The sequence below is a fragment of the Nostoc sp. 'Peltigera membranacea cyanobiont' 213 genome, from assembly GCF_002245975.1.
In the GTDB taxonomy this organism is placed as follows: Bacteria; Cyanobacteriota; Cyanobacteriia; order Cyanobacteriales; family Nostocaceae; genus Nostoc.
Window position 1 is genome coordinate 1 of sequence record NZ_NOLI01000155.1, and the last position, 18,085, is coordinate 18,085.

The 18,085-nt window shown below is 40.4% G+C and carries 19 protein-coding genes; 13 read left to right on the forward strand and 6 right to left on the reverse strand.

Going from position 1 to position 18,085, the window contains the following annotated elements; genetic code table 11:
• The first annotated feature begins 470 nt into the window (after positions 1-470).
• The 5 genes from CDG77_RS39220 (at position 471) to CDG77_RS28745 (ending at position 7,417) form a co-directional block, all read left to right on the forward strand.
• Positions 471-665 (forward strand): hypothetical protein, encoded by a 195-nt coding sequence (locus CDG77_RS39220; protein ID WP_442946445.1) that lies wholly within the window; start codon positions 471-473, stop codon positions 663-665.
• 357 nt (positions 666-1,022) lie between these two features.
• Complete coding sequence (locus tag CDG77_RS28730) at positions 1,023-2,213, forward strand: hybrid sensor histidine kinase/response regulator (protein ID WP_094332665.1); 1,191 nt, start codon at positions 1,023-1,025, stop codon at positions 2,211-2,213.
• Positions 2,214-2,317: 104 nt separating this feature from the next.
• Positions 2,318-3,277, forward strand: a complete 960-nt coding sequence (locus CDG77_RS28735) for a ribonuclease Z (protein ID WP_094332666.1) — start codon at positions 2,318-2,320, stop codon at positions 3,275-3,277.
• Positions 3,278-3,853: 576 nt separating this feature from the next.
• The gene (locus CDG77_RS28740) at positions 3,854-6,067 is read left to right on the forward strand and encodes a GumC family protein (RefSeq protein ID WP_181154476.1); all 2,214 of its coding nucleotides are present in this window, start codon (positions 3,854-3,856) and stop codon (positions 6,065-6,067) included.
• Positions 6,068-6,271: 204 nt separating this feature from the next.
• Complete coding sequence (locus tag CDG77_RS28745) at positions 6,272-7,417, forward strand: SpoIID/LytB domain-containing protein (RefSeq protein ID WP_094332667.1); 1,146 nt, start codon at positions 6,272-6,274, stop codon at positions 7,415-7,417.
• A gap of 214 nt (positions 7,418-7,631) precedes the next feature.
• On the opposite strand, the gene ilvN is transcribed toward CDG77_RS28745, so the two are convergent.
• Positions 7,632-8,150, reverse strand: a complete 519-nt coding sequence (gene ilvN / locus CDG77_RS28750; RefSeq protein WP_094332668.1) for an acetolactate synthase small subunit — start codon at positions 8,148-8,150, stop codon at positions 7,632-7,634.
• A 345-nt stretch (positions 8,151-8,495) separates the two neighbouring features.
• Between ilvN and CDG77_RS28755 the strand changes: the two genes are divergently transcribed.
• Positions 8,496-8,855, forward strand: a complete 360-nt coding sequence (locus CDG77_RS28755) for a BON domain-containing protein (RefSeq protein WP_094332669.1) — start codon at positions 8,496-8,498, stop codon at positions 8,853-8,855.
• Between the two features lie 64 nt (positions 8,856-8,919).
• On the opposite strand, the gene CDG77_RS28760 is transcribed toward CDG77_RS28755, so the two are convergent.
• The gene (locus CDG77_RS28760; protein WP_094332670.1) at positions 8,920-9,873 is read right to left on the reverse strand and encodes an alpha/beta fold hydrolase; all 954 of its coding nucleotides are present in this window, start codon (positions 9,871-9,873) and stop codon (positions 8,920-8,922) included.
• Positions 9,874-10,525: 652 nt separating this feature from the next.
• On the opposite strand from CDG77_RS28760, the gene CDG77_RS35835 reads away from it, so the two are divergent.
• The 4 genes from CDG77_RS35835 to CDG77_RS38720 are packed head-to-tail and all read left to right on the forward strand — an operon-like array spanning position 10,526 to position 11,725.
• Positions 10,526-10,735, forward strand: coding sequence for a hypothetical protein (locus tag CDG77_RS35835; RefSeq protein ID WP_143857112.1), 210 nt, complete (start codon positions 10,526-10,528; stop codon positions 10,733-10,735).
• Positions 10,736-10,777: 42 nt separating this feature from the next.
• Complete coding sequence (locus CDG77_RS28765; protein WP_094332671.1) at positions 10,778-11,170, forward strand: helix-turn-helix domain-containing protein; 393 nt, start codon at positions 10,778-10,780, stop codon at positions 11,168-11,170.
• Positions 11,068-11,472 (forward strand): transposase, encoded by a 405-nt coding sequence (locus CDG77_RS38715; RefSeq protein WP_094332672.1) that lies wholly within the window; start codon positions 11,068-11,070, stop codon positions 11,470-11,472. The genes CDG77_RS28765 and CDG77_RS38715 overlap by 103 nt, the downstream gene beginning before the upstream one ends.
• Positions 11,429-11,725 (forward strand): transposase, encoded by a 297-nt coding sequence (locus tag CDG77_RS38720; protein ID WP_262985182.1) that lies wholly within the window; start codon positions 11,429-11,431, stop codon positions 11,723-11,725. The genes CDG77_RS38715 and CDG77_RS38720 overlap by 44 nt, the downstream gene beginning before the upstream one ends.
• Here the strand turns inward: CDG77_RS38720 and CDG77_RS28780 are convergent.
• From CDG77_RS28780 to CDG77_RS28790, 3 genes are all read right to left on the reverse strand, one after another.
• Positions 11,720-13,363: a S8 family peptidase gene (locus CDG77_RS28780; protein WP_094332674.1), complete on the reverse strand. Its 1,644-nt coding sequence runs from the start codon at positions 13,361-13,363 to the stop codon at positions 11,720-11,722. The genes CDG77_RS38720 and CDG77_RS28780 overlap by 6 nt on opposite strands.
• A 118-nt stretch (positions 13,364-13,481) precedes the next feature.
• Complete coding sequence (locus tag CDG77_RS28785) at positions 13,482-13,883, reverse strand: hypothetical protein (protein ID WP_094332675.1); 402 nt, start codon at positions 13,881-13,883, stop codon at positions 13,482-13,484.
• Positions 13,884-13,927: 44 nt separating this feature from the next.
• Positions 13,928-15,223: a site-2 protease family protein gene (locus tag CDG77_RS28790; protein WP_223270033.1), complete on the reverse strand. Its 1,296-nt coding sequence runs from the start codon at positions 15,221-15,223 to the stop codon at positions 13,928-13,930.
• Positions 15,224-15,740: 517 nt separating this feature from the next.
• Here CDG77_RS28790 and CDG77_RS38060 point away from each other — a divergent pair.
• The 3 genes from CDG77_RS38060 to CDG77_RS28805 all read left to right on the forward strand — a co-directional run bounded on the left by CDG77_RS38060 (position 15,741) and on the right by CDG77_RS28805 (position 17,347).
• Positions 15,741-15,971: a hypothetical protein gene (locus tag CDG77_RS38060; protein WP_223270034.1), complete on the forward strand. Its 231-nt coding sequence runs from the start codon at positions 15,741-15,743 to the stop codon at positions 15,969-15,971.
• A 361-nt stretch (positions 15,972-16,332) separates the two neighbouring features.
• Positions 16,333-16,998 (forward strand): NIL domain-containing protein, encoded by a 666-nt coding sequence (locus tag CDG77_RS28800; RefSeq protein ID WP_094332677.1) that lies wholly within the window; start codon positions 16,333-16,335, stop codon positions 16,996-16,998.
• A 22-nt stretch (positions 16,999-17,020) separates the two neighbouring features.
• On the forward strand, positions 17,021-17,347 hold the full coding sequence (locus CDG77_RS28805) for an NIL domain-containing protein (protein WP_094332678.1): 327 nt from the start codon (positions 17,021-17,023) through the stop codon (positions 17,345-17,347).
• Positions 17,348-17,353: 6 nt separating this feature from the next.
• Here the strand turns inward: CDG77_RS28805 and CDG77_RS28810 are convergent, their stop codons facing one another.
• Complete coding sequence (locus tag CDG77_RS28810) at positions 17,354-17,944, reverse strand: Crp/Fnr family transcriptional regulator (protein ID WP_094332679.1); 591 nt, start codon at positions 17,942-17,944, stop codon at positions 17,354-17,356.
• Between the last annotated feature and the right edge of the window lie 141 nt (positions 17,945-18,085).

Below are 18,085 nucleotides of genomic sequence, written 5' to 3' on the forward strand. Positions count from 1 at the left end.
GCATTGATAGCACCTTTGAGAATCCGTTTCTGGATTGCTTAAGAATCCCCATCCGCCTACGCGGTGGGGAGTATCAAGAAAACAGAATATCAGAAGTCAGAAGTCAGAATCAATTCTGTACGAATAGTGAATAGCGCCGTTGATTCAAGACTTGCTAATTTATTCTCGCGTGGGGACTCGCCGTCAGTAATTTACCCTCGTGGACTGCAATACTGGACTCGATGTAGCTCTTAGTAATTTACATATAGCGATCGCTATGTGTAAAGCTATCATCCCTTATTCGTCGAAAATTTCCTGATACAGGCACTCGTCTAGCTATTTGTAAAAAAATCGTCGAGCGATATGGCGATCGCATCTAGGCTGAGTCGGAACCGAGCGTAGGAACAGTACTTTATCTTACCCTGAACGCAAATTAAGGTATCTTTAAATATATGTACTTTACACCTGCCTAATAACTTACTAATAACTGCATGATTCATAATCAGGCATTGCGACCCATTGAAGTTTTGCTAGTTGAAAACTCTCCTAGTGATGCTAATCTAGCCATCACAAGCTTCTTAAATGCCCAAATTGCCAACAACTTGTACTGGGTTGAAGATGGTGAAAGTGCTATGAACTACTTAGGGGAGCAAGAAGAGTTCGCTAATTTCCCCGTCCAGACTTAATCTTACTCAACCAGAATCCCCCAGGTATGGATGGGCGGGAAGTGTTAACAGAAATCAAATCAGACCCAAATCTTGAATGCATTCCTGTTGTCATAACTACTACCTCAAATGATGAGCAGATATACTACGTTCTGATAATCTCAGTGCTAATTGCTACGTAACAAAGCCTATTGATGTCTAGCAGTTTATTCAGGTTGTGCAGTCGATCTAAAGATTTCTGGCTGATAGCAGTGACACTACCACGAACGGAATGGGGTTGGTAATTTAAATTGTTGCTTATAACAGCAGAGAAATAAGCCCTGTCTGAACCAATAGCAAATCAGGTGATTATCTAACAACTTGATATAACCCTGTACTATGGAAAAACCTATAATTCACATTTTATTAGTAGAAGATAGTCCTAGTGATGCCCATCTGCTACGTCGGATATTTTTTCATCCAGATCGAGAACAATGGCAGATGTTACATGTTGAACGGCTATCTGAAGCAATATATGCTAGCAGGGAAAACTCCGCGTCCACTGTTGATGATTCTCAGATAGAGAGTCGCAAGCAACGCAGATTCGACCTGGTTTTATTAGACCTTAGCCTCCCTGACTCTATTGGACTCGATACCTTGAAAGAATTTCGGGCAGCAGTCCCCGATATCCCAGTTGTGGTATTAACAGGGCTTGATGATGAAGATTTAGCAATGCAAGCTTTAGCAGAAGGCGCACAAGACTATCTCGTTAAAGATCAAATAACGATACAACAGTTAGTGCGTGCCATTCGCTATGCCATTGAAAGGAGCGAAATTCTCAACCAACTCCGGGATAGCGAAGAACGTACCCGTCAGGCACTGGCAAAAGAACAAGAACTCAACGAATTAAAATCGAACTTTGTAGCAATGGTCTCCCACGAGTTTCGTACCCCCATGACTACGATTCGGACGGCTGTAGATATCCTTGAATATAACAGTGAAAAACTAACTGACGATCGCAGAACTAAATACTTCGATCGAATTCAAAATGCTATCAACCAGATGCTCAATCTCTTAGATGAGATCCTATTTTTGAGTAAAACTGAAGCAGCTAAACTAGAATACAAACCGACATTTCTGGATTTAGAAAAATTCTGTATTGAACTTACAGATATTCTACAAGTCAATGCAGGTAGTCAGCACAGCATTATTTTTACCTTTCAAGGTGAATCCACCCAAGCTCAAATGGATGAAGACCTCCTCAATTGTATCTTCACGAATTTGATTTCCAACGCCATCAAATATTCCCCTCCAAATAGCACTATTTGGTTTGATTTGATTTGCAAAGATGGTCTGGCAACTTTCCAGGTAAGAGATCGGGGAATGGGTATTCCCCTCAAAGACCAAATTTGTCTGTTTCAAACCTTTTATCGGGCCAGTAATGTGGGTGTAATTCAAGGAACAGGACTAGGACTCACTATAGTTAAAAAATGTGTGGAGTTACATGGTGGTCATGTTCAATTAGAAAGTGAGGAAAATGTTGGCACAACAGTAATTGTGACTCTGCCACTACAATGGCTAGGCGGATAAACTAAATTTTACTGATTTAGAGACGAGCAAAAAATAAATCAATAACCGTGTCACTATAGAAAATAGAGCTGCAATATTGAGCAATAGGAAGACTAAAGAACACTGTGCAGATAACATTCTTAGGGACGAGTTCCGGTGTACCGACGCGATCGCGCAATGTTTCCAGTGTCGCCCTGAGATTACCCCAAAGGGCAGAACTGTGGTTATTCGACTGTGGTGAAGGCACCCAGCATCAAATAATGCGGAGTGAACTGAAAATCAGTCAACTCTCCCGAATTTTTATCACCCACATGCACGGCGACCACATCTTTGGCTTGATGGGACTTCTTGCTACTTGCGGCTTGGCTGGCAATGTGGAACGAATTGATATCTATGGGCCACCTGGATTAAATGATTACATTCAATCCGCCTCCCGTTACTCCTACACACACTTTTCTTACCCTATTAAAGTTCATGCCATCCGTCCAGGGGTAATTTATGAAGACAATGACTTCACCGTTAGCTGCGGTAATTTGCATCACCGCATTACAGCTTTCGGCTACCGCGTAGCCGAAAAAGACCGGACAGGACGCTTTGATGTGGAAAAAGCCAAAGCGTTGGAAATTCCTTCTGGCCGCATTTACGGTCAACTCAAACGCGGTGAAACTGTTACCCTTGACGACGGACGGGTAATTGATGGCACTCAATTATGCGGCCCTACAGAAATTGGTCGGAAAATCGCCTATTGTACAGACACTATTTATTGTGATGGTGCAGTAAAATTAGCTCAAGATGCAGATGTGTTAATTCACGAAGCAACCTTTGCCCATCAAGATGCAGACATGGCTTTTCAGCGCTTGCATTCCACAACCACAATGGCAGCGCAAACAGCTTTAGCTGCTGGGGCACATCGACTGATTATGAGCCATTTCAGTCCCCGCTATGCTCCCGGTAATACCTTAGAATTGAAGGATCTCCTTAAGGAAGCCCGTGCTATTTTTCCCCGTACTGACATGGCTTATGATTTCATGATTCATGAAGTACCCAGACGACGGGAAGTAGAGTTAACCAAGGTAGGCGTTTGAATTTTGGATTTTAGATTTTGGATTTTGGATTTCCTATTGAACTCTTCTAATCTAAAATCTAAAATTAACTACGTTCTACCTTGGAGTTTAGTAATCCAACTCATAACATCCAGCAAATAGACAGCAGTTGATTTTTGCGAGTAAGTCAACTAATTAACCAATAATTTACGGTTAGCTAAGTGTATCAAAAATATATAAATATTATGGGTTAAATGTTTTTCTAAATGTGTTTTTTATATTACAAGTTATCAAAATAACTTTAATCTATAGTAGTGGTGTATGTCAGAGAACTTTTTACTTCAATACTTAGGAAAAATAATTAATTTTCCGTCAAGATTTTTCTTTCTTAAATAAAATATTTATTGAAAATTTATTCTTCCAACACTGATTAAGAATTTATATGCATGAATTGATGAACATGAAAGCGCCAGTTGGCATAATATTGTGCCAAGTTAGCTTGTCATCCTTGGAAGAATAATTAAGTATGCTATTGCGGCTATAGGTGTAAAAAAAATTTCGCATTTCTCATAAATCTTCCAAATAAATATAGTGTTTCGATATTAGAGGAGTTTGATAGTGGCTAAGATTAGTCTGAATCAAGAGCAACAGGTTACAACTTCAGCACAAAGCGCGGTTGACATCAGACAACTATCTACTATTTTGCTTCGCCGCCGCTTTCTGATCTTCGGGGTTTCCTGCGTAGTTATGTCAGCGACTAGTCTCTTAGCTGTCATTGCCAAACCTGCTTACCAGAGCAATATGCAGATATTGGTGAATTCCAATTTATCTCAAGGGGCACAGTCAAATAATATTCCAGTCGAGGCAGATACTCAGGTTACTAATTCTAATTCTCTGGTTGTTGATTCAACTACTCAGATGAAACTCATGCTGAGTTATAAGCTTCTCCAGAAAGCTGTAGATTTACTTCATTCTGATTATCCTGATATTACCTTAGCAGATATCAATGGTCAGACAAAACAGAATAAAAAATCACCTCTAGAAGTAACTCCAGAAGAGGGAGGTATAGGAGTTAATCAAGTTTTTAGTCAAGTATTTAAAGTTTCTTTCCATGATGAAGATCCAGTCAAAGCTCAAAAAATACTTCAAGCTCTACAAAAAGTCTATCAAAGCTACAATAAAGAACAACAAAAAGAACGCCTGAATCATGGACTGGCTTTTGTAAATACTCGTCTACCTGAGATAAAAAAAGAGGTCAGTAAAGCTGATAAGAATTTAGAACAATTTCGCAAAAAACATAAATTACTCGATCCCGAAGTCCAAAGTAAAATCCTGTTAGAATCTCTAGCCGATATTCAAAACCAGCTACAAAGCACTCGTGCCAACCTTCAAGATGCAAACGCTCGCTACGACAACCTAGAACAACAAATAGCGTCTTCATCCCAACAGAATGAACTAATTTCTTCTCGTTTAAATCAGTCAAGCCGCTATCAAACATTATTGAGTGAAATTCAAAAGACAGAACTAGCATTGGCTAAAGAGCGACTGCGCTATACAGACGATTATCCATCAGTACAAAAACTAAAGCAGCAACGCCAAAGTCAATTGTCGCTATTACGACAAGAGGTGAAATCTATTACTACTAGCAGTAAGGGAGAACCCCTTTTAAAAGGGCAAATGGTAGGGGTAGATCCAACGTTAATAGACGAGTTTATTTTAGTGCAGACAACTGTTTTAGGACTAACTGCCAATGAAAAAAATCTAGCCGAGTCAGAACAGCGACTCCGTTCCGATCTAAACAAATATCCAAGCTTAATAGCAGAGTATAATCGTCTCCTCCCAAAAGTAGAAAGTAGTCATAAAACTCTTGAACAACTCCTGCAAGTGCAACAGTCTTTAGGACTGAAAATTGCTCAGGAGGGATATAATTGGCAAATTTTGACAGAACCGACTCTAGGGACTTATATGGGGAGCAACAGATTATTACTTTTGCTTGGGGGAGCGGTAATTGGGCCGATTTTAGGTATCTTAGCAGCTCTGATTTTGGAAAAATTTAATGATGCTATTTATTGTGCGGGAGATTTAAAGAAGCTGACGAATCTCCGTGTACTGGGATCGGTACCAAAACTACCGTCACATGGTGGGAAAAAGCGGCGGCTGGGAATGCCTTGGAATGGACAGCGCCGAGCAAATGACTCTGTAATAGAAGCCACGACTAAATTGCCCGTCCATGAGAACCTGGATATGATCTACCAAAATATTCAGATATTAAAATATCCCTTACCTTTCAAGTCGTTGATGTTTACTTCAGCACTACCAGGAGAAGGGAAGACAACCTTAGTATTAGGGCTTGTAGCTAGTGCTACTCGGATGCACCGACGGGTATTAGTTATTGATGCTAATTTGCACAACCCTAGCTTGCACAAAATCCTAGAATTATCCAACGACTGGGGACTCTCTCTGTTATTAGTTGATGAGACAACTACTCATTTTCAAGATTACATCCAGCCTATTCATCCTTCAATTGATATTTTGACTGCTGGGCCAGAACCAGAAGACACGGTAAAGTTGCTCAGTTCTCGAAGAATGAAAGAACTAATAGAGTTGTTTGAGCAAAGTTATGACTTAGTGCTGATAGATGCTCCGTCTATTTTAGGTACAGTTGATGCCAGGATTGTGGCATCTTTTTGCAATGGGATTGTGATGGTAGAGCGCATGGGTAAAGTAACCCGAAGTGAACTGACTCAAGCTACAGAAATTTTGAGTAATTTGAATTTAATTGGAATCATCGCTAATGAAGTGAGCAATTCTCAAAAGGTATTGGCATCGTAAGATTGGCGATTGGGGATTGGGAACAGGTAGAGGAGAGGAATTCTCGCCCTGGCTTCTTTAGCTGATTTATCGCTGACAGGTAAAGCAAAATGCATAATTAGTAGGAGGTGGCAACCTCCTGCGTTGGAGAGGTGTCTCATCTTAAAGTAGTAGACGCAAAAACCTAGAGCGTCAATTAGATACTAGTGTGATTAGATGACCAGCATGAAATTCCAACTTTACTTAGGCTTTTTATTTTCCCAGATTAAAGTACGTCATTGGTGGGTAAGTGTCCTTTTATGGATTGCTTTGGTTGCCCCAGCGCAAGCGTCTGTAATTCTGCGCGTGGCAATTGAGAGGGGTGTTAATCAGGTAAAAGTGGGCAGTTCCACCACTGGGATTGTCAAGGATAGTACCGGACGAACTCTCGGACAGTTACCAGCAATGAGTGCATATTATGCCCAAGCTATTCCTGGCGGAGTTGCTTTAGATAAGTGGCAGTCTGGTTTATTTTGGATTGAGCCAACAGGTAAAGGATTCGTTTATATTGGCGATCGCTGGTATCGGGGCAGAACTCTGGTTGTTCCCACAGAAAAAGGCTTAACGGCTGTTAATTGGGTTGACGATCAAGAATATCTTTATAGCGTTCTTGGTGGGGAAATGGATGCTAGCTGGCCCCAAGAGGCTCTAAAAGCCCAAGCGATCGCAGCCCGCACTTATGCTCTTTACGAACGAGAAAAACAACGGAATAATCCCGTTTTCGATTTAGGTAATACCCCCGATCGTTGGCAAATTTACAAAGGTGTCATCAGTGAAGCTCCTGCTACTTACGCCGCAGTGGATTCCACACTAGGGCAGGTACTAACTTACAAAAACCAGATTATTCTCTCAGTTTTCCACGCTTGTTCTGGGGGACACACTGAAAATGTAGAAGATGTTTGGGGAAGCCGCGAGCCTTACCTACGCGCTGTTCAAGACTACGATCAAAATATCAGCGAGTGTAATTGGGTGAAAACCTTCTCGCCCACTGAAATTAGCGCTAAATTTCCGGGAGTTGGCAGTGTGACGGCGATGACTCCAGAGACATACTCGCCTTTCCGCAGTGTCAAAGTCTTGAGAATTGTCGGCAATAAGGGTACGAAGGTGCTACAGGGTGAGGAAGTGCGAACAGCCCTGAAGCTAAAAAGTACTCGCTTTACTGTTACCAAGGGAGCCGATGGAAGTTTTGTACTGCAAGGGCTTGGCTACGGTCATGCTTTGGGTATGAGTCAGTGGGGGGCGTACAATCTGGCTCGGCAAGGAGTTAACCACCTGCAAATTTTGGGACATTATTATCAAGGTGTAGCCCTAACACCAATTCAGGCGAAGTAGCGAACTTCTGTACTTATAGCAACCGTCAAGGCGGTTTGAGCATAAATTGAAAGTAGTCTCTTTTCTTGTAGAGCGATCGCTGTATATATGTCCTAACCACCAAGGCGGTTGCTATATGTTACAAAAGGCAAACAGGCTTAAAACCCTTACTAATAAGCAATGACAAAGGACAAATGATAGCCTTTGCCATTTAGCTTTAATTGCACCAACCTACTTAAACTTTTGCTTCCAAAGACTTGAGTAACTCGGTATTCACACCCGATTCACGAGTCAGAGCAATTTTCCCAGTGCGGGCGATTTCTTTCAAACCAAATTTTTGCAACACCTGCACGATCGCTACCATCTTACCCGGATCTCCCACAACTTCTAAGGTGAGAAAATCTTCAGCTACATCCACGACTCGCGCCCGGAAAATCTGAGACAATTCGATCACTTCTGAGCGATTGCTGGTGCTAGCATTCACCTTCAAAAGCATCAGTTCCCTCTCTACGCAAGGGTTTTCGGTAATATCCTGTACCTTAAGAACATTGACTAACTTATATAGTTGCTTGGTGAGTTGCTCGATCACGCGATCGTCACCAGGTACAACCATCGTAATGCGGGAGACTCCTCCTTGTTCAGCAGGGCCAACAGCAAGGCTTTCAATATTAAAACCGCGACGGGCGAATAAACCAGAAATGCGGGAAAGAACACCCGCCTCATCTTCTACCAGAACTGAAAGGGTATGTTTCATCTTCGCCAATAGAGGCTAGAGCAGGAATTGAGTAACGCAGACACTAGTACCACTTTGCAGAATTCACTCATTCAAAATTCAAAATTCCTTGAGTTTTAAACTCTTGACATTTTGTAAAATGTATGTTTTTTCTACTGTGATGTACTACTGCACTAATTGTCAGTGCGACCTTTTATTGTAAACTCAATAGTTGCACTCATTGCACTCTCTAAGGATAAATTGGGTAAAAATCATTCTGCAAGGAAGAGTTTCATTCAATGAATCTCTTTTCATAGGTAGATGCGGAATTTTGGTAAACCTTTTATACTCAGCTTTAATTAAGCCTCTAATAGGAGAAAAATTTTTATGGGTTGGTTGCAAAGATTATTTGGAATGGAAAAACCCGAAAATGCAGAAGTAAATCCTACTCCACAGTCAATAGCGCCAGATACGAGTAGTAACGTTGCTACGGAATCAATACCCCCAGAACGTTTGGGATTAAGCGGCGAATACGACCAAAGTGGCTTGGCAAAGCGGGTAGCGTTGGCATTCGATCAAGATCCCCAACTTGATGATGTTAATACCCTTTGGGTTGCTCAGACGGGTAGCACAGTGGTGTTGAAAGGGACAGTTCCCAGCCAAGAAATTCTCAATAAGATGGTTTCTGTAGCTAATTCTGTGAATGGGGCTACAGATGTTGATACTAACCAGGCCACGATTGGCTAGGCGTTAAGCAATTTAAAATTCAATAGTGGGATTGGCTAGTGCGATCGCTGCCATTGCATCATATTTAGGAACTAAGTGATGCCTGGCGATGCCCGCCGCGGGCATCGCCTACGCTAACCCATCTCTCAATCCAATCTAAAATAGCTTGGTTAACTAGTTCAGGACATTCATCATGGGGACAATGCCCTACGTTTTCCAAATTCAGCACTTCCAACTTCTCGTTGTACTGGGCGAATTGGCTAGCCAGGGCTGGGGGAACAAACCGATCCTTTTGTCCCCAAATTAACAGCATCGGGATTGTTAAGGTTGGTAACACTATCTTGACACTGGGACTAAAGTTAATTCCGATCGCAGCTTTGAACAAAGCACTAAAAGCCCTCGCCGAACCTCTATCTTGGGGAGGGCCAGCTAAAATTTCTATGAGTTCATCGGTAATCGCCTCTGGGTTGGCGTAGGCGATACTAGCCCAACGACGCAGCACCCCAGGACGGCGCACGAAGTTAAACACGGGTTTTAGAATCAACGGCGAAGCGACAATATTTTTAATTGCTCTGACAACTGGTTGCAACACAGGCGGAATTGCTTCTTGCTCTAGTGAAGGGTCTGGTAAACTCATCATCACCATACCCAGCACCATATCGGGGTGGGTAGCTGCGGCGGCCATCGAAATCAGCGAACCGTTGGAATTGCCCACCAAAATCGCTGGTTCACGGATAAATGTTTTCCAAAAATCGTAAACCTGCTCAACCCAGAGTTCGATGCTGTAATTAGCTGCGGCTTTTTCCGAAGCACCAAAACCCAGCATATCGATGGCGTAAACAGTGTGATGTTCAGCCAACACTTCTAAATTATGTCGCCAATGACCAATGGAAGCGCCAAAGCCATGTAGCAATATCAGGGGCGTTGTCTTCTGATGATTTTGGGTAGGGCGAATGTAAGTATAGCGAGTTTGCCAGCCGCGCCAAACCCAATCCCTTTGATTACCAACCCGCTCTTGCCAGTGTAGTGTAGTAGTCACAGTCTCCTTTAATTCATCAGCTTTAAATACTATTATAAAAAATGTCTGAAAACCTCGTTACTTCAGCACGGAACCACCCGTACATCTAATTCCACTGTCTCTGTCAAGCATAGCGACAATCTTGCAAAGCTTAGAGATTTTCTTAATGCCATTCGGTTATCAGTGGGGTACTTGACGGTAAAATAAACCGTTACCCCATTTGGGAGAAGGCAATACAAGGGCATAGTAAGATATGCTCTCAAGTTTTTGCCCTGACTCCCTGCTCCCCAATTGTCTAGAGTGATACAGATGCACAAATTCAGAGCGCACTAACCTATCTCCACGAATTGGAGTTAGAAGTCTGGGATGATCCTATAGCAACCGATTGGTAAAGTAGTTTGATTGCTATTCCCTAATTTTTCAACTTAGAACCTAGAGTTGACAACATCTCTAGGCGATCGCTCTAAAAAATCACCTCTGAAAAAGTGCGATCGCACTTTAATTACTAGGTTCTGGGGCAGTCACATTCAAAATATTAACTAGCAGGTCAAAAATAGTTTTCTTGATAGTTAATAATAGAGCCGAACAACTTGCAGTAGACTATCTAATTTTTTAGCCATTGCTAGGGGCATTACACCGAAAAAATTTGGGCTTTATAGCGGTTCCCATTCAGATGCGGTACAACATTATATCGCTAGGTGTAGGGGCACGGCAGTGCCGTGCCCTTACGGGTGTACTTAAGTTGACACCAATGAACAGATGGAAACCCCCTATATTTGAATTTACCTACCAACCAAAGAAGGATTTAACTCCATTAAAACCATTAGAGATAGTGTTTGTAACGGTATTGACTGATTCAGCAACCTTATTACAGCAGATTTGAGGTAAATGAGGCACACTAAATATTAGTGCATGAAGAATTACAATGAAACCGTACTCAGTCGATCTGCGAGAAAAAATAGTAAATGCATACGAAAGAGGTGGCACGTCAGTCAGAAAAGTTGCTGTTCAATTTGGTGTAGCGAAAAGCTATGTACAAAAGCTCCTCCAGCTACAGAAAATCCAAGGTCATCTAGAACCCAAAAAGCAGGGTGGGACAATCAAGGGTAAATTGGATGAGTACGGTAGCGAATTAGCCGAAATGGTTAAAAGCCACCCAGATGCAACTTTATTAGAATACTGCGAGTATTTTGGAGAAAAATATAACGTTTGGGTATGTGCAAGTGTAATGTGTTGTGCATTACAAAAACAAAAACTAACACGAAAAAAAAGACTTTACGCAGTAGCCAAGCGAAAACAGAAAGAGTCCAAAAGCTGAGAATAGAGTATTGGGAGAAAGTAAAACACATAGATCCAGAAGACCTTGTTTTTATTGATGAAATGGGTGTTTTACTTGGTTTAACTCGGACTCATGCCAGAAGCGATCGCGGCAGTAGGGTGTATGATTTTAAACCATATTACCGAGGTGCGAAAGTAAGTGTAATTGGGGGAATCAGCCTCAAGAAAGTTTTGGCTGTCATGACTTTAAATGGCTCAATGGATGGAAATGCATATAAAGTCTTTACCCTTACATTTTTTGCTTCCACAATTATGGGTTGGTGCAGTAGTTGTGATGGATAATCTTCCTGCACATCAAGTCGCAGAAATTAAACCCTTAATTGAATCTGTTGGTGCAAGTGCTTTGTACCTGTCTCCTTATTCCCCTGAATTTAACCCCATTGAATATTGGTGGTCACAGTTAAAAGCGTTCCTGAAACAATTTTCTCCCATGACTGTATCTGGAGTCGATGGTTTAATTAAAATAGCACTTGAATTAATTAATCCTGAACATCTTAAAAATTGGTTTACAAATTGCTGCTACTGTACCTCATAAACTCCGAATCTGCTGTAAATCTAGAGGTATGGAAAAATCAGCATTAGTCTCATTAGTTTTAGCTGCCGTGTCTGTGCTAATACCAGCATCGTCTAAAATTTCTTGCGCTTTGAGCATTGTATTGCCCAAATCACCATCAAAGGCATTAACAAATTTGTCAAGAGCATCAACACTGGCCAGATAATAACCATCAACATACTCTAAAGCTATTTTTTGGCTGGCTGCACCTAAATAATCTTGTAGAAGTTGGTCAATATCTTTGGTAGCTTGCTCATAAACTTGACGCTCTTCGGGTGTGAGATTTGCTAATTCTTGTTCATCGATTTCTAAATCGTTTAAACTAGTATCGCTAAAAGATCCAAATACTTCATCAAAAGCATTTTTGGCATTGGCAGACATTTCATCTTCTGGTGCTTCTTCTTCATCAATGTCAACACCATCACCCATAGTAGAAATGATTGGTTGCTCTGGTGTGCCGCCATAAGCCATTAAGTCCAGACCATAGCCATAATTAGAATATTCAGTTTTTTGCTTGTTAAAGTCTACTGAACCAACGGTGATAATATTGTCAAACTCCTGAGAAGCTTGACCGAGGGCAGACATAGTTCCCCCATCGTTTCCGGCTGCGACTACAACGATTACCCCATTTTGCCGCGCATATTCCAACACCGCTCGTTCTTGTGGAGTTAATTCATAGCGTGTTGTTACGCTACCATCGGGGTTAGTTTGAGTCAGGTCAAAGCTTAGATTAACTACACCATTTGGTTGCCCAGATGTCTTAAATTCATCAACAAATTCTTTCAATGATTCAGCCCATTTACCCGAACCAATGGCACGACCTACCCAAATTGGTGCTTGGTCATTAATACCATCTATGCCAATACCGTTATCTTGAGTTGCGCCAATAATACCTAGTACATGAGTGCCGTGTTCGTTACCTTCACCATTGGAAAGTAAGGGATTATTGTCATTATCAACTAAATCCCTTCCCAACTTCACCCGACTATAATCAATATCTGGATTCTTGGCATTAAATCCTGTATCAATCACTCCAATTAAAGCCTGATCTGATTTTTTAAAATTATATTTAGGAGGTTTATCTGTCCCCAACGGGTCAAAAGGCAATATAGGGACAGTAGAATTTACATCTGGAAGCTCAAAATTAGGCCAACCAGATGTACCAGCAGTAACACCAGGATGAGTACCAGACCCTGGTGGTGGAGAATCTACCGGGCAAGCATCTGGACTGTGCAGTATTGATACATTTTCAGTAAGTGAATTTGTAGATACTCCGGGATTATCAAAGAATGGCAAAGGCTGATAACTAGGGTCAACCAGCCAATCACTCATTGTTTGACGATCTAATAAGGAAAGATGTGGTTGATTTAGTAACTCTAGGCTATTTGGATCTAGTGCCTGTAATAAGTCACTTTGACTCAAATCTATTTCCGAACCTGGAACAGTATGTAAATCAATTAAAAATGGGTCAGGCGAATTTTCGCCACCACCGACAAAAACACTAGGAGTAATAATATCATCTAAAGCAAAACTTTTACCTTGCCATACTTCTCTCGGTTTTGATTTCTTAGATTTTTTAGCATTCTGACCTTTCTTTCCACCAAATCCAAATAGACTCATAAATGCACCCTTAAAAATAGCAAAAAATTAATTGAGGTAGATATATCAGCCCTAGCTACTCGCCATAAGCATGGCTGTTTTCCCAGTATTAGCCAGTTCAATTTCCTAGTAATTTTTTTTAGATTATTTCCGTAGGATCAATTAGTTGCAATTCTAAGGATGAAGAAAGAGGTTGATAATTTCCTTCACTCTGTTCATCTGAGAGTAACAATGGTATTTGTCGAGGTTGTTGATTATTTGATGTATAGAAAGCATTCATTGATGAGCAAGTGTTATTATTTAAGTCATCAACTTTTTTCCTCAGTCGCTGCTTGAGTAGACACCCTCCACCTAAAATCCCAAAAACTAATACACCGATAAAAGGAGAAGGCTCAGGAACAGATGTTTTGCAGGGACTAGAAGGGTTATAATAATTAGCTGCACTTGAAGGTTCTACATTTATTAGGCAAAGAAGAGACGTTACTCCCAATACACCTGCAATTAAAACAGCTTTAGTAATTTTTAGTTGAGAAAATTTCATGATTTTACTTTCCTATCGATAATAGTGTTTAGAATTAAATTCAACTAATTTACTGGAAAATATGGCGTATATAAATGCCAAATCCAGAAAAATAAGTTAACCAAAAGCCAGGTGATATACAGTAAACAAGCAGGAGCATAAACCGCTAGAATTCCTATATCCTCAGTACGTTCAGGACTAGGTTCTCTTCGCCATAGTTGAGCATAATATGCAAATGACCTTTTACGTAAATGGTTAATTCCCGTTATTGCTTCCACCAAATAATAGCCATCAAATTTATTAAGTGGGTTGAGATTAAGAGCTAAGGTAAATTGGGCTGCTAGCATTAATAAATAGGTAGCTCTATAAAACCAATTTCCTGGCGTTGATATACTCCATAAACACAATGCAATTCCCCAAATAACTACTTGACAAATTACCCCTGCTGCCATCACTAAAGTGCGTTGTCTGCGTTTAACTAAGCCATAAGCATCAGTCGTATTGGTATATGCTCCTGGGAATAGGCAGATAAACATTAGTCCTATGTCTAAAACAACACCTTTGTAATGTTTCAATGTGAAAGCATGACCTAGTTCATGAATAGATACCACTAACATCATCAGCAGAACAAAAGGAATTATTAAACTAGAACCTTGACTACTCCATAACTCCTGCCCCAGGTTATAAATTCTCTCTTGTTTTGAAAAAGCAAGGACGGTAGTAAAGCCTAAAAACATGCAGAGTAAGAAACAAAACTCTGTTGTGAAAATAAACCTAAAATTCTTAATATTACGGTTGAGCCAATTATCGGGATTAAATAGGCGAAACTTAAAAAACAGTATTTTAAATATACTGAACTTTTTCGGGACTTTTGGTGGTTCAATTCCCTCTAGCATTCCTTTTACTGCTAAATTTTGTAATAGTTCTTGCAGATACTGAGCATTAATTTTATATTTATCTACAATGTTTTCTACTGGCAATTTACCTAATTGCAAAATCAGGTTTTTATCATAATTACTGACTTGTACATAAGCAATATTGTCTGTATTTTGCAGCCGTAATAACCAATATTCATCTGTGTGCCATATCCACTGCACAGTAGATTTTAGTCGATACAATTTTATATTTTTAGTGGTTTGTTCAGCACTTAGTTTTTGTATTTCATTCTTTTTGGGGATAGATAATACTCTCAACTCAGACAATTTTTCTATGAAAGTAGGTTCAATTTCCTCCCCAAACTCCTGTTGACACTTTTCCTGAACCTGTTTGACTGTAAAGGTTCCATCGAAATGTTTTAGGGCGTAGCCTTCAGTTGTTGAAAATATAAAATTTTGCTCTTTTTTAATTGCTTGTAAAAGCACTTGTTCGGAGTCAGATACAGAAAGTATTTGCCAGTGAATTTTAAGATTTGGGCAAAGCCAAGCTTGACAGGTGGCTATATCTAAATTTGAATTTTCTGGTAGATGCATATTCTAGCTACGGTAGGTTATGAAAGTTTTTCTGTCTTATGGACAAATAGATTTAACAGAAACGTAGGCAGAATAATGTTCCAACACTTCTCTTCTACTTGACACGACAATCCTTATAAATTTAAGAAGAATCTGTTTAGAAAATCTATGTTTAAGCGCGTATCTAATACATCAGAATTCTGCATCCTTCAGTGATAACCGCTTTCCCTTACTAAATAGATGTTGCTAATATGAAGCTTGAGCAAAAGTAAATAAAATTTTACTAAAAATAATATGAAGAGGAAGAGGATGTTTGCAAAGTTAAGAGGTATAAATTTTAGAACAAATCAAACAACTCACAGCAGAATTGCATCTTGCAATTCTGCTACAACGTGCCTTGACGTAAGTGGTAAGAAATATTCGCTCTTCTGTGAACACTGAAATTATTCTCGATACTGCCTATCAAGAACTTTGCAAACTCCTGAAGCTAGAGAAGGCAGAGGTTTATCACTTTAAACAACATTGGAGTGGCGAATTTGTCAAGCAATTCGGTACAGTAGAGACGCAGTGGGATAGAATCCACCCATTTGGCAAAAATCTAGTTTGGGAAGATACCCACCTGCAACCAAAGGCGGGCGCTAACGTAATAATAAAAGTTTGACTGTCAACGACATTTATCAAGTCGGTCACTATCGCTGTCACATCGACATTTTAGATCAATTCAAGATTTGGGCGTATGCGATCGCCAGACAACGCATATAACATAAATTAAGCATTTTTTGCGTAAATTTACTTATTGCTTTTTTGTAGTCTTTGTGAGACTCTCCTTTACATAACAATAGATTCATTAAATCGATAGAGTTACCGTATTTTAACAATATCTAAAAAGATGAAAATCTCTATAAGGCTGACATGCAAGCACAATTGAATTGTAAGGGTATGGCATCAACAAGATTTTCTGCCAAACCCAAAAATTGCGTAGGCGCAGCATACCGCAGGCATCGCTATGGGGAATTAATCTGATGTCTCAGAGTAAATCTGTAGAACCCGCTTCAGTCCACAGTCGGATTCTCGTGCCTCAGAAATATCACAGGCAACCTGTAATTTCCAGACTGGTGTCTCGTTATGGTTTAACTGTCAATATCAAAGCAGCATCCCTGACATCCGATAGTGACAGCGATGGCTGGTTTGATTTGGAACTTTCAGGAAATCCCCAAAAACTGACAAATAGCCTATCTTACTTGCAGGGATTGGGAGTGAATTTACTGGAATTAGCGATCGCTAACCACATTCAACCAAACCAGCACCCTTTACCTTTCCCAAATCCAGCTAGCAAACTGAGTCCTAAAGACTCTGCATGGCTGACAAATCAATGGCAAGAACAATTCCAGCAATGGATTTCTCTGGGTCAAACCAATCGATTACGCTTGCAACTGTGCGTCTTAAAATCTTATTACAAAGAGCCGGTGATTTCTGAGTTAGTTTCTCATTATGGACTCACAGTAAATATTACCAGTGCTACACTTCAACCTGATACGGAAGATGACGGCTGGTTTGACTTAGATTTGTGGGGGAGAACCAAGCAACTTTACTCTAGCCTAAGTTATTTAGAAAAACTGGGGCTACCGATTTGGCTGGATTTGTCTAGCGTTTATAGCGATGTCTACGACGGGCTACGCCTACGCTAATTGATAAAATTATCACTATCCAATGGCAGCACTAAATAACCGTCAAACCAGATTATCACTGGTTTCTTCAGTCTATAAAAAAAGCCAAGTCACTCAGATTCGTCTGCGGATATATATTCCTAAATGCTATCTGCAAGCGCCTGTGATTTCACAGTTAATTTCTGCTTACGGTTTGGTAGTTAATATTACCAAGGCAATGATACAACCAAATACAGATGGAGAAGGATGCTTTGACATTGAATCACGGGGAACAGTATCACAAATCTCTAGCGGTTTGGCTTACCTAGAATCATTGAATCTGAGAATCGTGGGCAAGCCGAATGCAGACGACGATAGCTGGTTTTATTGAAATAATCTAAATTTCGTAGTACCAAATTTCTTCTTCTCGCAGCACAATTCGATGTAGGGAAAGACGATTAATCAAACCCTCTTGCTCAAACTGACCAAGAACACGAGTTATGGTAACACGAGTTGAACCGAGCATTTCCGCTAAGTCTTCGTGAGTCAGACGCATATCTATTAAACGTCCCTTCTCAACTTCCGAACCAAACTTTTTGGATAACCATGCCAACAGCTTGATTAGCATGGTATCAACTTTTTTATGGCTACGAATAACCATCAATTCTTGAGCCTGTTGGATATGAGCAAGTAGAGTTTCTGTTAGTTGAGTCCACTGCTCTAAAGGTAAGACTGTTGCCTCCACTTTAGTTAGGCATTCCATCTGATAAGGTTCTAATTTTGACAAAGACTTACCAACGATATCTCCAGGGCCCCATAATCCCAAAGCAACGGTTGTGCCATCTTCCAAATAGGTAAAAGTCCTGACAAAACCCGTTTCAATTTTCCAAAGTCCATTTTGATGCTCTGGCAAAAACGATCTTCGGGCAAAAATTTCCCTAGTATTATTACTGTTTAAACTAGTTAAATTTGCATATAAAGATACCATGACCAAATTACTATTCTCCGATAAATTAACCGTAGTATTATATTTATATCAGGTTCTAAGAGTATCTGGACATTTGAAAGAGGGGAGCAGGGAGCAGGGAGCAGGGGAAGCAAGGGAAGCAGGGGGAGAAAGAACTAATAC

Bases quoted from the DNA above. Each gene is read 5' to 3' on its own strand.
- CDG77_RS35835 (WP_143857112.1), top strand. From the start codon at position 10,526: ATGCGGTACAACATTATATCGCTAGGTGTAGGGGCACGGCAGTGCCGT.
- CDG77_RS28785 (WP_094332675.1), bottom strand. From the start codon at position 13,883: ATGAAATTTTCTCAACTAAAAATTACTAAAGCTGTTTTAATTGCAGGT.
- ilvN (WP_094332668.1), bottom strand. From the start codon at position 8,150: ATGAAACATACCCTTTCAGTTCTGGTAGAAGATGAGGCGGGTGTTCTT.
- CDG77_RS28745 (WP_094332667.1), top strand. From the start codon at position 6,272: ATGAAATTCCAACTTTACTTAGGCTTTTTATTTTCCCAGATTAAAGTA.
- CDG77_RS28810 (WP_094332679.1), bottom strand. From the start codon at position 17,944: ATGGTATCTTTATATGCAAATTTAACTAGTTTAAACAGTAATAATACT.
- CDG77_RS38715 (WP_094332672.1), top strand. From the start codon at position 11,068: ATGTGCAAGTGTAATGTGTTGTGCATTACAAAAACAAAAACTAACACG.
- CDG77_RS28730 (WP_094332665.1), top strand. From the start codon at position 1,023: ATGGAAAAACCTATAATTCACATTTTATTAGTAGAAGATAGTCCTAGT.
- CDG77_RS28765 (WP_094332671.1), top strand. From the start codon at position 10,778: ATGAAACCGTACTCAGTCGATCTGCGAGAAAAAATAGTAAATGCATAC.
- CDG77_RS28780 (WP_094332674.1), bottom strand. From the start codon at position 13,363: ATGAGTCTATTTGGATTTGGTGGAAAGAAAGGTCAGAATGCTAAAAAA.
- CDG77_RS28800 (WP_094332677.1), top strand. From the start codon at position 16,333: ATGTCTCAGAGTAAATCTGTAGAACCCGCTTCAGTCCACAGTCGGATT.
- CDG77_RS39220 (WP_442946445.1), top strand. From the start codon at position 471: ATGATTCATAATCAGGCATTGCGACCCATTGAAGTTTTGCTAGTTGAA.
- CDG77_RS28805 (WP_094332678.1), top strand. From the start codon at position 17,021: ATGGCAGCACTAAATAACCGTCAAACCAGATTATCACTGGTTTCTTCA.
- CDG77_RS28755 (WP_094332669.1), top strand. From the start codon at position 8,496: ATGGGTTGGTTGCAAAGATTATTTGGAATGGAAAAACCCGAAAATGCA.